The organism is Microbacterium sp. AC132, assembly GCF_979258525.1.
On the sequence record NZ_OZ409862.1, the window covers coordinates 3374855 to 3393220 of the forward strand.

Here is an 18366-nt window from a genome sequence, read left to right on the forward strand (position 1 = left end):
GGCCGGTCTACTCGTCGGTGCGGGCCCCGAAGACGATCTCGTCCCACGACGGCATCGCGTTGCGGCGTCGACGGCGACCGTTGCCCTCGTTCGCGGGCTCCGGTGCGGGCTCCGGCTCGTCACTCTCCGCAGGAACGCTCTCGAAGGCGTCGAACAGCGCGATCGGACTCTGGTCCGTGTTCTCGTCGTCCGGCTCGTCGAGGATCGGTGCGGTCTCGCGCTGACCCCGCCGGCGTCGCAACGCCTCGAGCAGGTCGGCGGTCTCGGGGCTCGTCGTCGCGGACTCCGGCGCGCGCTTGATCGCGGCGTCCTGCGCCGCTGCCATCGAGCGCTCTGGGGCGATGCTGTCGTCGACCTCGGCTTCGGGCGCCGGGAGCAGACGTGGCCCGAAGGCACCGGAGTCGAAACGGCTGTCGTCCTTGTAGGGCGATGCCTGCCGCTCGGCCTCGACGGCGCGCAGTCGCGGGATGAGTCCGTCCGGCAGCGAGCCCTGGCGAGACAGCTGGGTCGCATCGGCGTTGAGCGGTGCGAGGGCGCTGCGGCGGGGGTCGAAGCTCCAGCGAGCGTCGTGCTCGACCTCGTTGGCGGTGAACTCGAGCTTGATGATCCAGCCGCTCTCGTCCTTCCAGCTCGCCCAGCGCTCGGCAGAGGCCTCGACCTCTGACAGCTTGGCTCGGATCGCGGTGCCGAAAGTCGGCTGAGCGTCGGGCTCGACATCGCTGCCGATCAGGACGGGTACGGCGAGCGCCTGGCCGATGACGTGCTCGCGCTCGGCGAGAACGGGTCCTTCGAAGCGGATGACGTCGTCGACGCCGATGCCGAGGAGGGCCGCGACCTCGGGCGCCGTGAGACCGGCGCGGATCTGAGCCTGGATGTCGCGCGGGCTCGCCGCGAGACGCTGAGCAGCCGGCTCGCTCTGTCGCGTCGCCCGACGGATCTCTCGGTGCAGGACGTCGTCGATGGGCAGCGCGAACCGCTCGCCCGACTCGGTCGCGAGTACGAGCAGTCCTGCTTCTGTGCCGACGATGGTGACGTTTTCCATGCGAATGCCCCTCTGATGGGTGTGCGTTCATGGTGTCACGCGGGGCCGCTCAGAACCGGGAATAGTCTGGGCGTGCCGTGAGTTTGGTCTGTCGCAGCCGCGGGCATTTGCTTATTCCTCCGCGGTCATGCAAACTATGGCCGCCGATTACCCCGACGGCGCACCACCCACTCGCATGAAAGTGGAGATTTACCACATGGCAACCGACTACGACGCTCCCCGCAAGAGTGAAGACGACTCCGAGTCGATCGAAGCCCTCAAGGAGCGTGTGCCGGACAAGCTCTCCGGCTCATCGGGAGACGAAGACGCGGACAACCCGTCCAGCTTCGACCTCCCGGGAGCGGATCTCTCCGACCTCGAGCTCGATGTCGTCGTGCTGCCCGCGCAGCAGGACGAGTTCACCTGCATGAACTGCTTCCTCGTGAAGCACCGTTCTCAGCTCGACCACGAGGGCGCATCCGGCCCCATCTGCAAGGAGTGCGCCGCCTGAGCGCACCATAGAGCGAGATCTCACGCGCCCCCGACCGCTTGGTCAGGGGCGCGTCGTCTTTCCGGCCTTGAGCGGCGTGATCGATCCCGCAACGTGCTCAGGCGGGCGGCGTGGTCAGCGCTGGGCCGCGACGATCGCGGCGGCCAGCCGATCGGGCGTGCGCGACGAGATGGTCCAGGTGTCGACGGGATCGTCGGGGTCGATGTTCGGAACGACGACGATTCCGTCGACTCCGCCCCGGATCAGATGCCAGCCGCGCGCCGGGAGCCCCGGTCCTCGAGCCTGGCGCGCCTCTTCGCCGTTCAGCGCCCGTGGTGTGCCGAGGTGTCGGACGTCGATATGCGCTCGACCGGCCCGCAGCACATCGCCGTCGACCGAGACGGGCGGGGCGAGTGCGAGGAAGGCGATCACGAGGAGAGCCGAGACCGCTGCGCCGACGACCAGGGCGATGGTCGAGCCGACGGGCACGAAGATGAGCGCCACCATTGGGCCCGCCAGAGCGACCGTCACCAGCAGCCACAGGCTGGGGGACAGTCTCTCGCGGTAGTGGATCCGCGCGTCAGGAGCGATGTTCTGCATTAGCCTCGTGGGGTGACTGATTCCGTTGATGTCCCCATTATCGCCTCTGTGGTGCCCGGCTACGCCCACCCCGGTGATGCGGGCGCCGATCTCGTCGCCGCCGAGGCCGTCCACCTGGCACCCGGCGAGCGGGCGCTCGTGGCCACCGGAGTGCGCATCGCCCTGCCCGAGGGATATGCCGCCTTCGTGGTGCCGCGCAGCGGACTCGCGGCCAAGCACGGGATCTCGATCGTCAACTCGCCCGGCACGGTGGATGCCGGCTATCGCGGTGAGATCAAGGTGAGCCTGATCAACACCGACATTCACAGCGCGTACGATGTCGCCGTCGGCGATCGCATCGCGCAACTGATCGTGATGCCCGTGACCCGAGCCGTGTTCATCCCGGTCGAGGAGCTGCCAGAGAGCGTCCGCGGCGAGGGTGGCTTCGGCTCGACGGGCTACCAGGCAGGATCCCATTCCCCTTCGGCAGGACAGACCAATGACTGACAACAACGCGACTCCTTCGAAGTCCGCACCGGACGACCGGGCGACACAGGGCCCGTTCGACGACTCCGAGGCGAACCCCGTCCGGCCCTACATCGATCTCGGCGGCATCAAGATCCTTCCGCGCGAGGGCCTCAACCTTCGGCTCGAGGTCGAAGAGCAGTCCAAGCGCATCGTGGCCGTCGGGCTCGACTACGCCGATTCGTCCCTGCAGGTGCAGCCTTTCGCGGCACCGCGCTCGGGCGGCCTCTGGGACGAGACCCGGGTGCAGCTGCGTGATCAGGTGCGCACCCAGGGCGGCCGGGTCGAGGAGCGGGACGGTCCCCTCGGCAAGGAGCTCCTCGCCGAGGTTCCCGCGGCGGCCAACGAGGGATCCGAGCTGCGCCTCGCGCGCTTCATCGGCATCGACGGGCCCCGCTGGTTCCTTCGTGGGGTCATCGGCGGAGCCGCGGCATCCGATCTCGAAGCGGCCGCCAAGGTCGAGGATCTCTTCCGGTCGATCGTCGTCGTGCGCGGTGGCGCTCCGATGCCGCCGCGCGACCTGATCCCGCTGAAGATGCCCGCGACTCCCGGCTCCGCGTGACCACCCCGGCCCCGGAGCCCGAGCGCGAGCAGAGCGCGTCGGACATCGTCGGCGCGGCTCTCGGCGGCGCCGCTCGCCGAGCGGGTCTCGACCCGAACGAGAGCGGCGCGACGCACCGTGTGGTGTGGTCCGCGATCGGCGGATGGCGCGGCATCCTCGAGTCCGTCCTTCCGAGCCTCGCGTTCGTCATCCTCTTCACCATCCGCCCCGAGCCGCTGATCGTTCCTCTGGGCGTGTCGGTCGGGCTCGCCGCGGTGTTCACCGTCGTGCGGCTGATCCAGAAGTCACCCCCGTCTGCGGCCATCGGCGGTCTCGTGGCCGCCGCAGCCGCGGCTGCGCTCGCGCTGTGGACGGGCCGCGGCGAAGACAACTTCGTCCCCGGTCTCATCACCAACGCCCTCTATGGCACCGGCATGCTGGTGTCGGCGCTGATCGGCTGGTCGCTGATCGGTCTCGCGGTCGGTTTTCTGATGGGGGAGGGCACCGCATGGCGGCGCGACCGTCGCAAGCGTCGTGCCTTCCTGTGGCTCGGCGTGGCCTGGGCCTCTCTGTTCTTCGCACGTCTCGCAGTGCAGTTGCCGCTGTACCTCGCCGGAGACGTCACCGCGCTCGGCACGCTGAAGCTGATCATGGGCCTGCCGCTGTTCGCGCCGCTGATCGCCGTCACCTGGCTCGTCGTGCGCGCGCTTTATCCGCGCGGCGCCGATGCCGACAAGGCCGCTCAGCCGTGATAGATTTATCTTGACATCAAGATAAATTGCAGGCTTTCGCCTGAGGGCTGAGCGGAGCAGACTGGTTAGGTCTGCCTTGCTAGCCGCAGGGGCTCGCTGGCGAGCAAGATGGAGGCGCCTGTCGCTCCCATCCGAATAGAAGGAGACGGATTCGTGTCCACGGTGAACAGCTTCGGTGCCAAGAGCACCCTGACGGTCGGCAGCACCGACTACGAGATCTTCCGCATCGACACGGTGCCCGGTTTCGACAAGCTCCCTTTCAGTCTGAAGGTCCTCCTCGAGAACCTGCTTCGCACCGAGGACGGCGCGAATGTGACCAAGGCGCAGATCGAAGCACTGGGTTCGTGGGATGCCGCGGCTGAGCCGAGCACCGAGATCCAGTTCACGCCGGCCCGTGTAGTCATGCAGGACTTCACCGGTGTTCCCTGCATCGTCGACCTCGCCACCATGCGCGAGGCCGTCACGGCGCTGGGTGGCGACGCGAACAAGATCAACCCGCTCTCGCCCGCCGAGATGGTCATCGACCACTCGGTGATCGCCGACCTCTTCGGTTCCGAGAACGCCCTCGAGCGCAACGTCGAGATCGAGTACGAGCGCAACGGCGAGCGGTACCAGTTCCTGCGCTGGGGCCAGACGGCCTTCAGCGACTTCAAGGTCGTTCCCCCCGGAACCGGCATCGTGCACCAGGTGAACATCGAGCACCTGGCCAAGGTCATCTACGACCGTGACGTCGACGGAGTGCTGCGCGCCTACCCCGACACCTGCGTCGGCACCGACTCGCACACCACGATGGTCAACGGCCTGGGTGTGCTCGGGTGGGGCGTCGGCGGCATCGAGGCCGAGGCCGCGATGCTCGGCCAGCCCGTGTCGATGCTCATCCCGCGCGTCGTCGGCTTCAAGCTCTCCGGCGAGATCCCGGCCGGCGTCACGGCCACGGACGTCGTGCTGACGATCACCGACCTGCTGCGCAAGCACGGAGTCGTCGGCAAGTTCGTCGAGTTCTACGGTGAGGGCGTGGCATCCGTGCCGCTGGCCAACCGCGCGACGATCGGCAACATGTCGCCCGAGTTCGGTTCGACGGCGGCGATCTTCCCGATCGACGACGTGACCCTCGACTACCTGCGTCTGACCGGCCGCAGCGACGAGGCCGTCGCGCTGGTCGAGGCGTACGCGAAGACCCAGAAGCTCTGGCACGACGCATCGCAGGAGCCCGTCTTCAGCGAGTACCTCGAACTCGACCTCGGCACTGTGGTGCCGTCGATCGCCGGCCCGAAGCGCCCGCAGGACCGCATCCTCCTCTCCGAGGCGAAGTCGCAGTTCGAGCAGGACATCCTGGCCTACGCCGCACCGTCGACCTCGGACGACGTCGTCGACCTCGAGTCGAAGCACTCGTTCCCCGCCTCCGACCCGGGCAACGCGCCCGGTGAAGAGGAGCCGCGCACCACTCGGCCCGTGCACATCAACAGCGGCGCACCGGCGAACGCGTCGAAGCCCGTGCCGGTCACCACTCCGTCGGGTGAGAAGTACATCCTCGACAACGGTGCAGTGACCCTCGCGGCGATCACCTCGTGCACCAACACCTCGAACCCCTCGGTGATGATCGCCGCAGGTCTCGTCGCCCGCAAGGCGCTCGAGAAGGGCCTGAAGCAGAAGCCCTGGGTCAAGACCACCCTCGGCCCCGGCTCGAAGGTCGTCACCGACTACTACGAGAAGTCCGGACTCGACAAGGACCTCGAGGGCCTCGGCTTCTACACCGTCGGCTACGGCTGCACCATCTGCATCGGAAACTCGGGTCCGCTGATCGAAGAGGTCTCCGCGGCCATCAACGATCACGACCTCGCCGTGACCGCCGTGCTCTCGGGCAACCGCAACTTCGAGGGCCGCATCAGCCCCGACGTGAAGATGAACTACCTCGCGAGCCCGCCGCTCGTCATCGCCTACGCCCTCGCGGGGTCGATGCACTTCGACTTCGAGAACGATGCGCTCGGCAAGGGATCCGACGGCAACGACGTGTTCCTCAAGGACATCTGGCCGACGCCCGACGAGGTGCAGGAGATCGTCGATTCCTCGATCTCGCGTGAGCAGTTCATCAAGCAGTACGCGACCGTCTTCGACGGTGACGAGCGCTGGCGCAGCCTGCCCACCCCGGACGACGACATCTTCCAGTGGGACGAGAACTCGACGTACGTGCGCAAGGCTCCGTACTTCGACGGCATGACGATGGAGCTCACCCCGGTGCGCGACATCGAGGGCGCCCGCGTCATGGCGACTCTGGGCGACTCGGTCACGACCGACCACATCTCGCCCGCCGGCAACATCAAGCCCGGCACCCCCGCGGCGCAGTACCTCATGGAGCACGGGGTCGACCGCAAGGACTTCAACTCCTTCGGATCGCGTCGCGGCAACCACGAGGTCATGATCCGCGGCACGTTCGCGAACATCCGCCTGAAGAACCTGATGGTCTCGGCTGTCAACGACGGCCAGGTCGTCGAGGGTGGCTACACCCGCGACTTCACCCAGCCCGGTGGACCGCAGTCGTACATCTACGACGCGAGCATGAACTACCAGGAGCAGGGCACGCCCCTCGTCATCTTCGGTGGCAAGGAGTACGGTTCGGGATCGTCGCGCGACTGGGCGGCGAAGGGCACGAGCCTCCTCGGCGTCAAGGCGGTCATCACCGAGAGCTTCGAGCGCATCCACCGCTCGAACCTGATCGGAATGGGCGTCGTCCCGCTGCAGTTCCCGGCCGGTGAGAGCTGGGAGTCCCTGGGTCTCGACGGCACCGAGATCGTCTCGATCTCCGGTCTCGAGGAGCTCAACAACGGCGTGACCCCGAAGACGGTTCGCGTCACGGCCACGCCGAGCGAGAACTCGCCCGAGGGCAAGCAGGTCGTCGAGTTCGACGCGGTCGTCCGCATCGACACCCCCGGTGAGGCGGATTACTACCGCAACGGCGGCATCCTGCAGTACGTGCTGCGTTCGCTGGTCTGATCGCACGATCGGAAAGGGCTCGGTTCTTCGGAACCGGGCCCTTTCCGCGTGCCGGGGGCGGTGTCAAGGGGGAGTCGCTCTCCGAGCTTTCCCGGGTGCCCGGGGTAGGATCGAGCAGGCGTCCGTACCGGAATCGGCGCCGCGAACGGTGCCTAAGAGGAGGTGCAGATGCCCATTCTTCCGAGCATCTCAGGACCCCGTGACCTCGACTCCCTGTCAGAGGATCAGCTGATCGAACTCGCCGGTGAGATCCGCGAGTTCCTCGTCGAGAACGTGTCGCGCACCGGCGGGCATCTCGGCCCCAACCTCGGTGTCGTCGAGCTCACGATCGCTCTGCACCGCGTCTTCTCGTCGCCCGACGACCCCTTCATCTTCGACACGGGGCACCAGTCCTACGTGCACAAGCTCCTCACCGGTCGCCAGGACTTCTCGTCTCTGCGAGTGCGCGGTGGACTCGCCGGGTATCCCCAGCGCGGCGAGAGCCCTCACGACGTGGTCGAGTCCTCGCACGCGTCGAGCTCGCTCAGCTGGGCCGACGGTGTGTCGCGCGCGCTGACCGCCACGGGGCGAGCCGACCGTCACGTCGTGGCCGTCGTCGGCGACGGAGCACTCACGGGCGGCATGACGTGGGAGGCGCTCAACAACATCTCCGACGACAACGATCGCAACCTCGTGATCGTCGTGAATGACAACGGTCGTTCCTACGCGCCGACCATCGGCGGCATGTCCCGGTTCCTCAATCGGGTGCGCACCGCGGCTGCGTACAAGGAGCTGCACCACAAGTCGGACCGACTCTTCCGTGCGTTCGGTCCGGTCGGCCGCGCGGTGTTCCGCGGGGTGCGCGGCGGCACCCACGGCTTCCTCTCGCGGTTCACGAACAACGAGGCGCTGTACTCGAACCTCGACATCAAGTACCTCGGCCCGGTCGACGGGCACGATCTCCCCGCCCTGCTCGAGACGCTCGAGCTGGCCAAATCCTACGGTGCGCCGGTGATCGTGCACACGATCACCGAGAAGGGCCGCGGCTACCAGCCTGCTCGCGACGATGAGGCCGACCAGTTCCATGCGGTCGGACGTATCGACCCCGCGACCGGCGAGACACTCTCTTCCAGCGGAACGGGCTGGTCCGACGTGTTCTCCGAGTCGCTCGTCGCCATCGGAGAGCGTCGAAGCGACGTCATCGCGATGACCGCAGCGATGCTGCGACCGACCGGTCTCGCGCCGTTCGCCGAGCGCTTCCCCGATCGCGTGTACGACGTGGGCATCGCCGAGCAGCACGCCGTCGCGTCGGCCGCAGGTCTCGCCTTCGGAGGTCTGCACCCCGTCGTCGCGGTCTACGCCACCTTCATGGGGCGCGCCTTCGACCAGGTGCTCATGGACGTCGCTCTGCATCGGGCGGGCGTGACCTTCGTGCTCGACCGCGCCGGCGTCACCGGCCCGGACGGTCCCAGCCACCACGGCATGTGGGATCTCGCGATGCTGCAGATCGTCCCGCACATCCGCATCGCCGCGCCGCGTGACGGAGCCCGGTTGCAGGAGGCCCTCGATGAGGCGGTGCTCGTCGACGATGCGCCGACCGTCATCCGCTTCCCGAAGGGCGACGTCGCGGCGGATCTTCCGGCCATCGAGCGGCTGCACGACGGCGTCGATGTGCTCGCCCGCGGCGAGTCCGAGGATGTCCTGCTCATCGGCATCGGCCCGTTCGCCGCGCTCGCGATGGACGTCGCAGAGCGTCTGCGCGCTCAGGGCATCGGCGCCACGGTGATCGATCCGCGCTGGGCCATCCCGGTGCAGCCCTCGATCGTGAGCATGGCAGCTCGTCATCGTCTGGTCATCACCATCGAAGACGGCATCCGCGTCGGCGGCATCGGCACGCGTGTCCGGCAGGTGCTTCGCGAGGCGGGCATCGACACCGCCGTCGACGAGCTGGGGCTTCCTGACGAGTTCATCGATCACGCGTCGAGGGACCAGATCCTCGCCGACGCCGGTCTCACCGCATCGAAGATCGCGCAGGACGTCGTTTCGCAGGTGCTCGGGACTCGGATCCCCGTCGCTCGGGATGCGGGCACGAGCGGGACGGTCGATCTGCCGCTGCACGAACGCCGCTGACCGGCGTCGCCACCGCGTGACGGCGGATGACGGTCACAGACCGTTCGACCGCTGCGATCAGTTGAGAGCGTGGAGTGCGGCGACCGCCTGCGCCCCGCGATCGGTGTCCCGGAGCGCGGCCGAGAGCAGATAGCCGTCGGTGAGCGCGTCACCGGTGACCATGACGCGTACCAGCTCGACGCCGCATGCCCGACGCACCTCGTCGGCGCTGGCCGCGATCACGCGGGTGTTGATCTCGTCGTTGTGGGGCAGCTCCGCGCCCTCGAGGCCGCGGATGACGTCGCGCAGTGCGGCGCCCACGATGTTCGAGGCCCGTTCTTTGACGTTCACGACGTCGAGTTCGAACACTCGGAGATCTCGTCCGGTCGGGATCGGTCGCCACTCGAACGACGCGTGCACCCGGTGCTGATGGCCGCTCGCCCCGGTCATCTCGCGCGCGGGCAGATCCGTCGCCCTGCAGCGCACATCGATCAGTCGATACCAGTAGAACAGGGGGAACGCGCCATGCGACCCCGGATCGAGGACCACGACTTCGCCGACCGCTCCGCCACGTGAGGTGGGGCGCCGTTGCGGGCGGTTCCGGATGATCGGCTTGCCGTTCCGGGTGCGGATCGCAGCCCACCCCTCATCGACCGTGACGATGAAGATCTTCAGCAGCGCCGGCACGACCAGCAGGATCGTGAGGATCGCCGTGCCGGTCTTGAAGAGCCCCGACATTCCCTTGCCGCCCAACATCGAGAGGAGCATGTCCATGCCACCACTGTGCCCCCTCGATCGCGTTCGGGGCGCTCTCTGAGCGGCGCTGGCGAAGGTGTTCATTCGCTGTTCCGTGCTCGTTACCCGGTGTGCCGTGACGCGGATACGGTTGGCGGCGGTCGCGCGGATGCGGCGTCGTCAGGAGAACGTGGCGAGGATCTCGGCGACCTCGGATTCGACGAACGCCCTCTGCCGCTCCCGGTCGTCGTCGACGAGGCCGAGCCGGGTGCGGCGATCGAGGACGTCGTCGGCGGTCATCGCGCCCTCCGCGCGGACGGCGAAGTCGATGGTCGCTGGGGAGATGTGCCCCCGGCCCCCGCTGTCCTCGGCCCTCATCGCGGAGTCGGTGAGGCGGAGGGATACCGTGCGGCTCGCGCCGGCGTCGAGCCCCGCCGATGCCACGGCGAGGTCAACCGCATCCTCCGCCATCCGCCGGTAGGTGGTCAGCTTGCCTCCGAGGACGTTGACGAAGCCGCGCTCGGAGACGCGGACCAGGTGCCGACGGGAGATGTCCGCCGTCGACGCCGCACCGGTGTCGACGAGCGGCCGCAGGCCCGCGAACGATCCCCTGACCTGCGTGCGCGTGATCGGGACGGTCAGTACTCGGTTGAGGTTCGCGAGCAGGAACTCGATCTCGCCCTCGGTCGGCTCGGGGACCCGCGGAACAGGGCCCGGCGCATCTTCGTCAGTGAGTCCGACGATCACGCGGCCGTGCTGCTGCGGCAGCGCGAACACGAAGCGGCTGATCGACCCCTCATGCGGAATGGTCAGTGCCGCGGACGGGTCGCCGAGATCCGCGGCATCCAGCACGATGTGCGTTCCGCGGCTGGGCCGCACGGTGATCGACTCGTCGAGGCTTCCGGCCCAGACGCCGGTGGCATTGACGACGGATCGGGCGCGCATGTCCAGACGCTCGCCCGTCAGCACGTCTTCGGCGGTCGCGCCGTCGACGCGCAGCTCGAGCGCTCGGACGCGGGTGAGGACGCGGGCGCCCAGACTGGCGGCTGTCCTGGCGACGGTCACGACCAGGCGGGCGTCGTCGATCAGTTGCCCGTCGTAGGAGAGCATCCCTCCGCGCAGCCCAGCTCCGGCGAGCGACGGGAAGAGCCGCTGTGCCGTACGCGCCGAGACGAGACGCGGCGGGGGGAGGAACCGGCGCGGCGTGCCCGCTCGCATCCGCAGCAGATCACCCAGGGCCATCCCGACCGCGCCGGCTGCGCGCTGGCGGGCCGTCAGCCCTGTCGTGAAGGGCAGCAGCTGCGGGAGAGAGCGAATGAGGTGCGGCGCGATCCTGGTCATCAGCAGGTGACGCTCGAATGCGCTCTCCTTCGCCGTGGCCACATCGCCGGTGGCGAGATAACGGAGTCCACCGTGCACCAGTTTCGAGCTGAATCGGCTGGTGCCGAACGCGAGGTCCTCGCCTTCGAGAAGAGTGACGCTCAGACCCCGCGAGGCGGCGTCGAGCGCGACACCGACCCCCGTGATGCCTCCGCCGATCACCAGAAGGTCGACGGTCTGCTCCGCGGCCAGGGAGAGCTCTGCGGCCCGACGCGCGACGTTGAGGTCGGGGGAGTGCGCGGTCATGGCCGCAGGAGCCCGTCGAGGGCTGCTCGCAGCTCGCGCTCCCAAGACTCCTCGGAGAGGAGCTCCGACACCGTTCCGTGCGAGAGCACGGCCGACTGCGCGATGAGCAGCAGCATGACGGCAATCTCGTCGGGATCGCCGTGCCTCACCGATCCTCCCTGCTGCGCCGCACCGATCGCGGTCGCCAGCCACCTCAGGATGAGTCTCTGGCTCGAACCCACACGCTGCAGCGTGTAGCGGGTGAACGCCTCCGGTTCATCGGCGAGAAGCCGTCCGTACACGTCGTCGGCGCGGAAGAGGGTGGAGAAGCGGAGAACATCGTCGACGAGTCCGTGTCGGCTGGTCGCGTGCGTGGGGAACTGCGCGAGGATCACCGCGACTCTGCGCAGGAGCGCTGAGCGGACGACATCGTCGGCGTCGTTCCAGCTGCGGTAGATCGTCGGCCGGCTGTGCCCCGCGCGCCGAGCGAGCTCTGCGATCGTGACGCCATTCACGCCTCGTCGACCGATCAGCGCATCGGCGGCGTCGAGGATGCGCGACTGCGTGGCATCCCACTCCCGAGCGCGGTCGGACATCGCGTCGAGCACCAGTTGACGTTCTTCCATGATCTGTCACACTGTAACGCATGGGCTCAGAGAACGGCAGGGTTGCCGTGACGACGGAGATGCGATGGAACGGCTGGGGCGATCCCGCCAGGGCGTCGGATCTGCCGCGCGCCGTCCGGATGATGCTGCCGTTGCTGCTCGGTCGCGTGCACAGGCCCGCGACGCCCGTGGAACTCGCCGAGGTGGCGCTCGCGCCGTCGTCGCTCCAGGAGGACGATCTCGAGGGATTGGCCGCCGTCGTCGGCGCGGAGCACATCGACATCTCGCGCGAGACGCGCATCCGCCATGCCGGGGGACGTTCGACGCCCGACCTTCTCCGGCGCCGTAGACCTCAGCAGACTTCCCCTGACGCGGTGGTGCTGCCGGGAACCCACGATGAGGTCGCGGCGGTGCTCCGGGCGTGCGTCGACCGGAGGATAGCCGTGATCCCGTTCGGCGGTGGGACGAGCGTGGTGGGCGCTCTCGATCCCGAACGCGGCACGCACCGCGCTGTCGTCAGCCTGGATCTGCGCCGGCTCTCGGGCCTCATCCACTTCGACGAGGCGAGCGGCGAAGCGATTCTCGCCGCCGGAACGACGGGGCCGGATGCTGAGGCTCTGCTCGCGGCCAGGGGGTTCGAACTCGGTCACTACCCCCAGAGCTTCCGGTACGCCACGATCGGAGGGTTCGCCGCTGCACGCTCGTCAGGTCAGAACTCGGCAGGGCATGGGCGATTCGACTCCATGGTCACCGGGCTGAGAGTCGCGACGCCGACCGGCGACATCGAGCTCGGACGGTCGCCGGGATCTTCAGCCGGGCCCGATCTCGTCCGCGTCTTCCTGGGGTCGGAGGGCATCTTCGGCGTCATCACCGAAGTGAGAGTGCGCGTTCATCCGGTACCGCGTGACCGCCTCTTCGAAGCCTGGACCTTCGCGGACTTCACGCAGGGCGTCGATGGACTGCGCCGCGTGACGCAGCACGGTGGCGGCCCGACAGTGCTGCGTCTGTCGGATGAAGCCGAGACGGCGGTCAGCCTCGCCCAGGTCGGTCGGATCGGGCGGGCCCTCGCGAAGGGCGCGAGCCTCGTCACCGTCTATGAGGGAGACGACATCGCCGAGCGTCGGGGGCGCACATCGGCGATCCTGGCGGCGGCCGGTGGGATCTCGTCGGGTGAGGGCGCCGCAGAGGGGTGGCTCTCCGGGCGCTTCGACGGTCCGTATCTGCGCGACTCGCTGCTGGATGCAGGAGTGTTCTGCGAGACGCTCGAGACGGCGACCACCTGGTCGAACCTGCTGCACCTCAGAGCGGCGGTCACGTCGGCTCTTCGCGCAGGATTCGAGGATGCCGGCGCCCGGTCGTACGTGATGTGCCACGTCTCGCACGTCTATCCCACCGGAGCCTCGCTGTATTTCACGGTGATCGCGAACCTCCGATCCGAACCGCTCGACACCTGGACGCAGATCAAGCGACGCGTGAACGATGCGCTGCTCGCGGCGGGCGGTACCATCAGCCATCACCATGCGGTCGGTCGTGATCATGCCGCCTGGCTGGAGCAGGAGATCGGAGACACGGGGGTGCGAATCCTCGCGGCCATCAAGCGGGAGCTCGATCCGACGTGGATCCTCAACCCGGGAGCGGTCATCTCGTCGAATCGGGCGCGCGGACGTGGCTGAGCACATCGCGGTGCTGTCGAACCCGTTCGCAGGAAAAGGTCGTGGTGCCCGAGAGACCGAGGTCGCCGTGGCGCACCTGCGATCCCGAGGAGCGGACGTGCGGGCGTACACGGGCGAGTCGGCGGCATCGAGTCGACTCCTGGCGACTCGGGCGCTCGACGCGCGCCCGGGGGTGCTCGTCGTGGTGGGCGGAGACGGCACGCTGTCCGGCATCCTCGACGTGGTCTGCGCTGCGGGGGTTCCGGTGGTCCTGGTGCCTGCGGGCACGGGCAACGACCTCGCTCGAGCCCTGGGCCTGCCGCGTCGCGACGCGGTCGCTGCGGCCGAGCTCGCTCTGACGGGTATCCCGCGCACGATGGATGTCGGCGAAGTCCGCGCCGCCGGCCGTGTCGATCTATTCCTGACGATCGCCGCCCTCGGCTTCGATGCGAAGGTGAGCGATCGGACCAATCGTCTGCGCTGGCCGCGCGGCGTGCTGCGCTACTACCTGGCGCTGGTCGTGGAGCTCGTGCGACTGCGGCCGATGGATTTCACCGTCTCCCTCGATGGCGCGGAGCCGGTTCACGTGCCGGGAACGCTCGTCGCCGTGGGCAATACGCCGAGCTACGGAGGTGGCATGCCTCTCTGCGTGGGCGCCGCCGCGGACGACGGGATGCTGGACATCGTGCACGTCGCGCCGCTGACCCGGCTCCGCCTGCTGCGGCTGTTCCCGCTCCTGCTGCGCGGAGTGCATCTCGCTCGACCGGAGGTGACGCGGCGCCAGGCTCGTACCGTGACAGTGAGCGCGCCTGGACTCGTCGTCTACGCCGACGGAGAGCGCATCGCCGAAGATGAGTGCACGATCGGAATCCGGCGCTCCGCGCTGGCCGTCCTCGTCCCCTCGGGCGCCGGAGGGACACCGTGAACCACAGGTCGGCTTCTCCTCACCACGCCCAGGACTTCGACGAGGACGTCGTCGTCATCGGCTCGGGGTTCGGCGGATCGGTCGCTGCGTTGCGGCTCGTGGAGAAGGGCTACCGTGTCCGCGTGTACGAGGCGGGCCGACGCTTCGAGGACGAGGACTTCGCGAAGACCAGCTGGGACGTCCGCCGCTATCTGTGGGCACCGAGGCTCGGCTGTTTCGGCATCCAGCGCATCCATCGCCTGCCGCACGTGATGATCCTCGCCGGGGCGGGCGTGGGCGGAGGGTCTCTCAACTATGCCAATACGCTGTACCAGCCCGGCGGAGCGTTCTTCGCGGATCCGCAGTGGGGCGCTCTCGCAGACTGGGAGGAGGAGCTGGCGCCGCACTATGCGACGGCGAAGCGGATGCTCGGGGTGGTCGAGCGCTACCCGCACTCCGGACCCGTCGAGCGCATCATGGCAGGAGCGGCCGAAGATCTCGGCGTAGGAAGCACATTCCGACACGCGCCGGTCGGGGTCTGGTTCGGCGCGCCGGGAGTTCGAACGCCCGATCCCTTCTTCGGTGGGGAGGGGCCGGACCGCACCGGATGCACTCTCTGCGGCAACTGCATGGTCGGATGCCGCGTCGGCGCGAAGAACACGCTCATGAAGAACTACCTGGCGCTGGCCGAGAGGAGAGGCGCCGTCATCGAAGCGCTGCGCACCGTCACCGAGGTGCGCGCCCTGGCAGACGGCGGCTTCGCCGTGACGACGGAGCGCAGCGGAGCGTGGTTCCGGCGCGACCGTCGCACCGTGAGCGCGCGTCAGGTGGTGCTCGCCGCGGGAACCTGGGGCACGCAACAGCTGCTGCATCGGATGAAGCTGTCCGGGGCCCTTCCACGGGTCTCCGATGCGGTGGGTCGCCTGACGCGGACCAACTCCGAGGCTCTCGACGGTGCCGTCGCCGTCGCCGTTCCGGCGTCCCTCGAACTCGCGCACGGTGTCGCGATCACGACCTCGTTCCACATCGACGAGAGCACTCACGTCGAGAATGTGCGGTACGGGCCGGGATCGAACCTGATGGGGACCCTCGCATCGCTGATGGTGCCGGGCGACCGAGGTCTCGGAGGCCGTCTCGTGAGTGTGCTGGGCCAGGTCGTCCGCGCACCGATCCGTCAGTTTCGCCTGGGCTCGCTCCGACGTTGGAGCGAACGGGGCATCATCGCACTCGTGATGCAGACCCTGGACAATTCGCTCACTCTGTCGCTCCGGCGCAGATTCGGGCGGATGGTCATGACGAGCGCGCAGGGGCACGGCGCACCGAACCCCAGTCATCTTCCGCAGGCTCATCGCGCGGCTTCGGCGATCGCCGCGCGTGTCGAGAAGGACGGCGGGGTCGCCGCCGAGCCTCGCGGATCCTGGCCCGAGATCTTCGGGATTCCGCTCACCGCCCACTTCCTCGGCGGAGCGGTGATCTCTGGGGCGCCCGAGACCGGTGTCGTCGACCTCTTCCACCGGGTGTGGGGTCACCCGGGGCTGCACGTCATGGACGGCGCAGCGGTTCCCGCGAATCCCGGGGTGAATCCGTCGCTCACGATCACCGCGCTCGCTGAGAGAGCGATGTCGTTCTGGCCGCGTTCCGGTGAGCTCGACGAGCGTCCTGCACCGTAGACACGGAAAAGGGGCCGCCGGACGGCGGCCCCCAGAGGTTCAGCTCAGCGGTGCTCGATGCCGCGGATCTGCGGAGTGTGGAACTCTCCGCCGAACGCGCGCTGCGAGGCGCCCTCGCGGTCGAGGTAGGGCGAAGCCCCACCATCGATGAAGGGCCAGCCCGCGCCGAGGATCAGGCACAGGTCGATGTCCTCGACCTCGGGTACGACGCCCTCGTCGAGCATCATCTTGATCTCGCTCGCAAGGCCGTCCTGCACCCGTTGCAGGATCGTCTCGGCCGACGCGGGCGTCTTGCCGACAGCGGGCTTCAGCAGCTTCTCGGCCTGCTTCGTCCAGCCGGTCACACGACCGCCCTTGTCCTTCTCGATGACCCCGTCGAGCTCCGCGAGAACGTGGAAGTTCTCGTTCGCGTAGAAGCGATCGGGGAACGCGTGCGCCATCGTGTCCTGCACGTGGGCGGCGACCTTCCATCCGACGAGATCGATCAGCTGGAAGGGACCCATCGGGAGTCCGAGGGGCGCGAAGGCCTTCTCGACATCCGTGATCGGGGTGCCCTCGTACACCGCGCGAGCCGCTTCGCCCATGACCTTGGCCAGCAGACGGTTCACGACGAAGCCCGGCGCGTCGGCGGTGAGGACCGCGTTCTTCCCGAGATTCTTCGCGACGACGAACGCGGTCGAGAGCGCCGCCTCCGAGGTCGTCGGTGTCTTGACGATCTCGATCAGCGGCATCACTGCCACCGGGTTGAAGAAGTGGAAGCCGACGAGGCGCTCGGGGTGAGCGAGCTTCGCGCCGATCTCCTCGACCGAGAGCGAGGAGGTGTTGGTCGCCAGGATCGCGTCCTCGGCGATGATCTTCTCGATCTCGCCGAACACCTGCTGCTTGACGCCGACCTCCTCGAACACGGCCTCGATGGCGAAGTCGCAGTCCGCATAAAGGTTCTTGTCGGTCGTCCCGGTCACGAGCGCGCGCAGCTTGTTCGCGGAGTCCGCATCCAGGCGGCCCTTGGTCTCGAGCTTGCCGATCTCCTCGTGGATGTAGGCCACGCCCTTGTCGACGCGCGCCTGATCGAGGTCGGTGATGAGTACCGGCACCTGCAGCTTGCGCACGAAGAGCAGGGCGAACTGGCTCGCCATGAGACCAGCGCCGATGATGCCGACCTTCGTGACCTTCTTCGCAAGTGCCTTGTCGGGGGCTCCCACCGGACGCTTCGCACGCTTCTGCACGAGGTCGAAGGCGTACATGGATGCTGCGAACTGGTCGCCCGTGACGAGTTCGGCGAGCGCCTCGTCCTCACGGGCGAAGCCCTCCGCCTTGGTGCCGCTCTTGGCCTTGTCGAGCAGGTCGAGTGCGGCGTAGGGCGACTTCGGGACGGTGCCGATCTTCGATTCCAGCATGCCGCGTGCCATCTTGATGGCGATCGGCCACTTCGTGAGTCGCTCGATCTTGCCCGGCTCGTTCCTGCGCTCGACCTTCTTGCCGCCGAGCACGGCGTCCGCCCACGCGAGCGAGTTCTCGAGATAGTTCGCGGCGGGGAAGATCGCGTCGACGATGCCGAGGTTGAACGCCTGCTGCGGCTTCAGCATCCGGTTCTGCTTGAGCGGGTTCGAGATGACCACCTCGAGGGCGTTCTCGATCCCGATCAGGTTGGGCAGCAGGTAGGCGCCGCCCCAGCCGGGGATGATGCCGAGGAAGACCTCGGGGAGTGCGATCGCCGCGGCGGAGGCGTCGACCGTGCGGTAGGTCGAGTTGAGTGCGATCTCGAGTCCGCCTCCGAGTGCGAGTCCGTTCACGAAGGCGAACGACGGAACGCCGAGCTCCCCGAACTTTCCGAGCACCTTGTGGCCGAGCTGCGCGATCAGGCGAGCGTTGTCCCGCGACCCGACCTTGCTGATGTCGGAGAGATCGGCGCCGGCGGCCAGGATGTACTGCTTGCCGGTGATGCCGACCGCCTGGATCTCGCCGGCTGACGCACGAGCGGCCAGGCCGTCCAGCGTCTCACCGAGGGCGGTGAGCGTCGCCGGCCCCAGAGTGTTCGGACGCGTGTGGTCGCGTCCGTTGTCGAGGGTGATCAGTGCGAGCACCTTGCCCGACGCGAGACGGATGTCACGCACGGGGGAGTGCGTGATCACCTCGCCGTCGGTGAGCGCCTGGATGGGCGAGAAGTCGACGTTCGCGTACTGCTCGGAAATCGAGTGGGCCATCAGG

15 protein-coding genes are annotated in these 18366 nt (G+C 68.2%); 9 read left to right on the plus strand and 6 right to left on the minus strand.

The window, feature by feature from the left end:
• Nucleotides 1-7: 7 nt before the first annotated feature.
• Nucleotides 8-1042 carry a septation protein SepH gene (gene sepH, locus ACZZZQ_RS16320; RefSeq protein WP_053096248.1) on the minus strand — a complete coding sequence of 345 codons (1035 nt, stop codon included), beginning with the start codon at nucleotides 1040-1042 and terminating at the stop codon, nucleotides 8-10.
• Between the two features lie 196 nt (nucleotides 1043-1238).
• Between sepH and ACZZZQ_RS16325 the strand changes: the two genes are divergently transcribed.
• Nucleotides 1239-1532, plus strand: coding sequence for a DUF4193 domain-containing protein (locus ACZZZQ_RS16325; protein ID WP_042540214.1), 294 nt, complete (start codon nucleotides 1239-1241; stop codon nucleotides 1530-1532).
• A gap of 114 nt (nucleotides 1533-1646) precedes the next feature.
• Here ACZZZQ_RS16325 and ACZZZQ_RS16330 read toward each other — a convergent pair whose 3' ends face one another.
• Nucleotides 1647-2111: a DUF3093 domain-containing protein gene (locus tag ACZZZQ_RS16330; RefSeq protein WP_056278808.1), complete on the minus strand. Its 465-nt coding sequence runs from the start codon at nucleotides 2109-2111 to the stop codon at nucleotides 1647-1649.
• Nucleotides 2112-2123: 12 nt separating this feature from the next.
• On the opposite strand from ACZZZQ_RS16330, the gene dut reads away from it, so the two are divergent.
• From dut to dxs, 5 genes are all read left to right on the plus strand, one after another.
• The gene (gene dut, locus ACZZZQ_RS16335; RefSeq protein WP_056278807.1) at nucleotides 2124-2597 is read left to right on the plus strand and encodes a dUTP diphosphatase; all 474 of its coding nucleotides are present in this window, start codon (nucleotides 2124-2126) and stop codon (nucleotides 2595-2597) included.
• Nucleotides 2590-3177 carry a DUF3710 domain-containing protein gene (locus ACZZZQ_RS16340; protein ID WP_056278806.1) on the plus strand — a complete coding sequence of 196 codons (588 nt, stop codon included), beginning with the start codon at nucleotides 2590-2592 and terminating at the stop codon, nucleotides 3175-3177. Before dut ends, ACZZZQ_RS16340 begins: the two co-directional genes overlap by 8 nt.
• Nucleotides 3174-3908, plus strand: a complete 735-nt coding sequence (locus tag ACZZZQ_RS16345; protein ID WP_463507942.1) for a DUF3159 domain-containing protein — start codon at nucleotides 3174-3176, stop codon at nucleotides 3906-3908. The genes ACZZZQ_RS16340 and ACZZZQ_RS16345 overlap by 4 nt, the downstream gene beginning before the upstream one ends.
• Nucleotides 3909-4016: 108 nt before the next feature.
• Nucleotides 4017-6899 carry an aconitate hydratase gene (locus ACZZZQ_RS16350; protein WP_171821918.1) on the plus strand — a complete coding sequence of 961 codons (2883 nt, stop codon included), beginning with the start codon at nucleotides 4017-4019 and terminating at the stop codon, nucleotides 6897-6899.
• Between the two features lie 168 nt (nucleotides 6900-7067).
• Entirely contained in the window at nucleotides 7068-9008 is a 1941-nt protein-coding gene (dxs, locus tag ACZZZQ_RS16355; protein WP_056278804.1) for a 1-deoxy-D-xylulose-5-phosphate synthase, read from the plus strand.
• Nucleotides 9009-9065: 57 nt separating this feature from the next.
• On the opposite strand, the gene ACZZZQ_RS16360 is transcribed toward dxs, so the two are convergent.
• From ACZZZQ_RS16360 to ACZZZQ_RS16370, 3 genes are all read right to left on the minus strand, one after another.
• A complete protein-coding gene (locus ACZZZQ_RS16360; protein ID WP_053096235.1) occupies nucleotides 9066-9761 on the minus strand; it encodes an SPFH domain-containing protein in 696 nt (231 codons plus the stop codon).
• 141 nt (nucleotides 9762-9902) lie between these two features.
• Nucleotides 9903-11348, minus strand: a complete 1446-nt coding sequence (locus tag ACZZZQ_RS16365) for a glycerol-3-phosphate dehydrogenase/oxidase (RefSeq protein WP_463507943.1) — start codon at nucleotides 11346-11348, stop codon at nucleotides 9903-9905.
• Nucleotides 11345-11953, minus strand: a complete 609-nt coding sequence (locus ACZZZQ_RS16370) for a TetR/AcrR family transcriptional regulator (protein ID WP_463507944.1) — start codon at nucleotides 11951-11953, stop codon at nucleotides 11345-11347. Before ACZZZQ_RS16370 ends, ACZZZQ_RS16365 begins: the two co-directional genes overlap by 4 nt.
• A gap of 20 nt (nucleotides 11954-11973) precedes the next feature.
• Between ACZZZQ_RS16370 and ACZZZQ_RS16375 the strand changes: the two genes are divergently transcribed.
• The 3 genes from ACZZZQ_RS16375 to ACZZZQ_RS16385 are packed head-to-tail and all read left to right on the plus strand — an operon-like array spanning nucleotide 11974 to nucleotide 16158.
• A complete protein-coding gene (locus ACZZZQ_RS16375) occupies nucleotides 11974-13605 on the plus strand; it encodes an FAD-binding oxidoreductase (protein ID WP_463507945.1) in 1632 nt (543 codons plus the stop codon).
• Nucleotides 13598-14509 carry a diacylglycerol kinase family protein gene (locus ACZZZQ_RS16380; RefSeq protein WP_056278802.1) on the plus strand — a complete coding sequence of 304 codons (912 nt, stop codon included), beginning with the start codon at nucleotides 13598-13600 and terminating at the stop codon, nucleotides 14507-14509. Before ACZZZQ_RS16375 ends, ACZZZQ_RS16380 begins: the two co-directional genes overlap by 8 nt.
• Nucleotides 14506-16158: a GMC oxidoreductase gene (locus ACZZZQ_RS16385; protein WP_463507946.1), complete on the plus strand. Its 1653-nt coding sequence runs from the start codon at nucleotides 14506-14508 to the stop codon at nucleotides 16156-16158. Before ACZZZQ_RS16380 ends, ACZZZQ_RS16385 begins: the two co-directional genes overlap by 4 nt.
• A 44-nt stretch (nucleotides 16159-16202) precedes the next feature.
• On the opposite strand, the gene ACZZZQ_RS16390 is transcribed toward ACZZZQ_RS16385, so the two are convergent.
• Nucleotides 16203-18362 (minus strand): 3-hydroxyacyl-CoA dehydrogenase NAD-binding domain-containing protein, encoded by a 2160-nt coding sequence (locus tag ACZZZQ_RS16390; protein ID WP_463507947.1) that lies wholly within the window; start codon nucleotides 18360-18362, stop codon nucleotides 16203-16205.
• Between the last annotated feature and the right edge of the window lie 4 nt (nucleotides 18363-18366).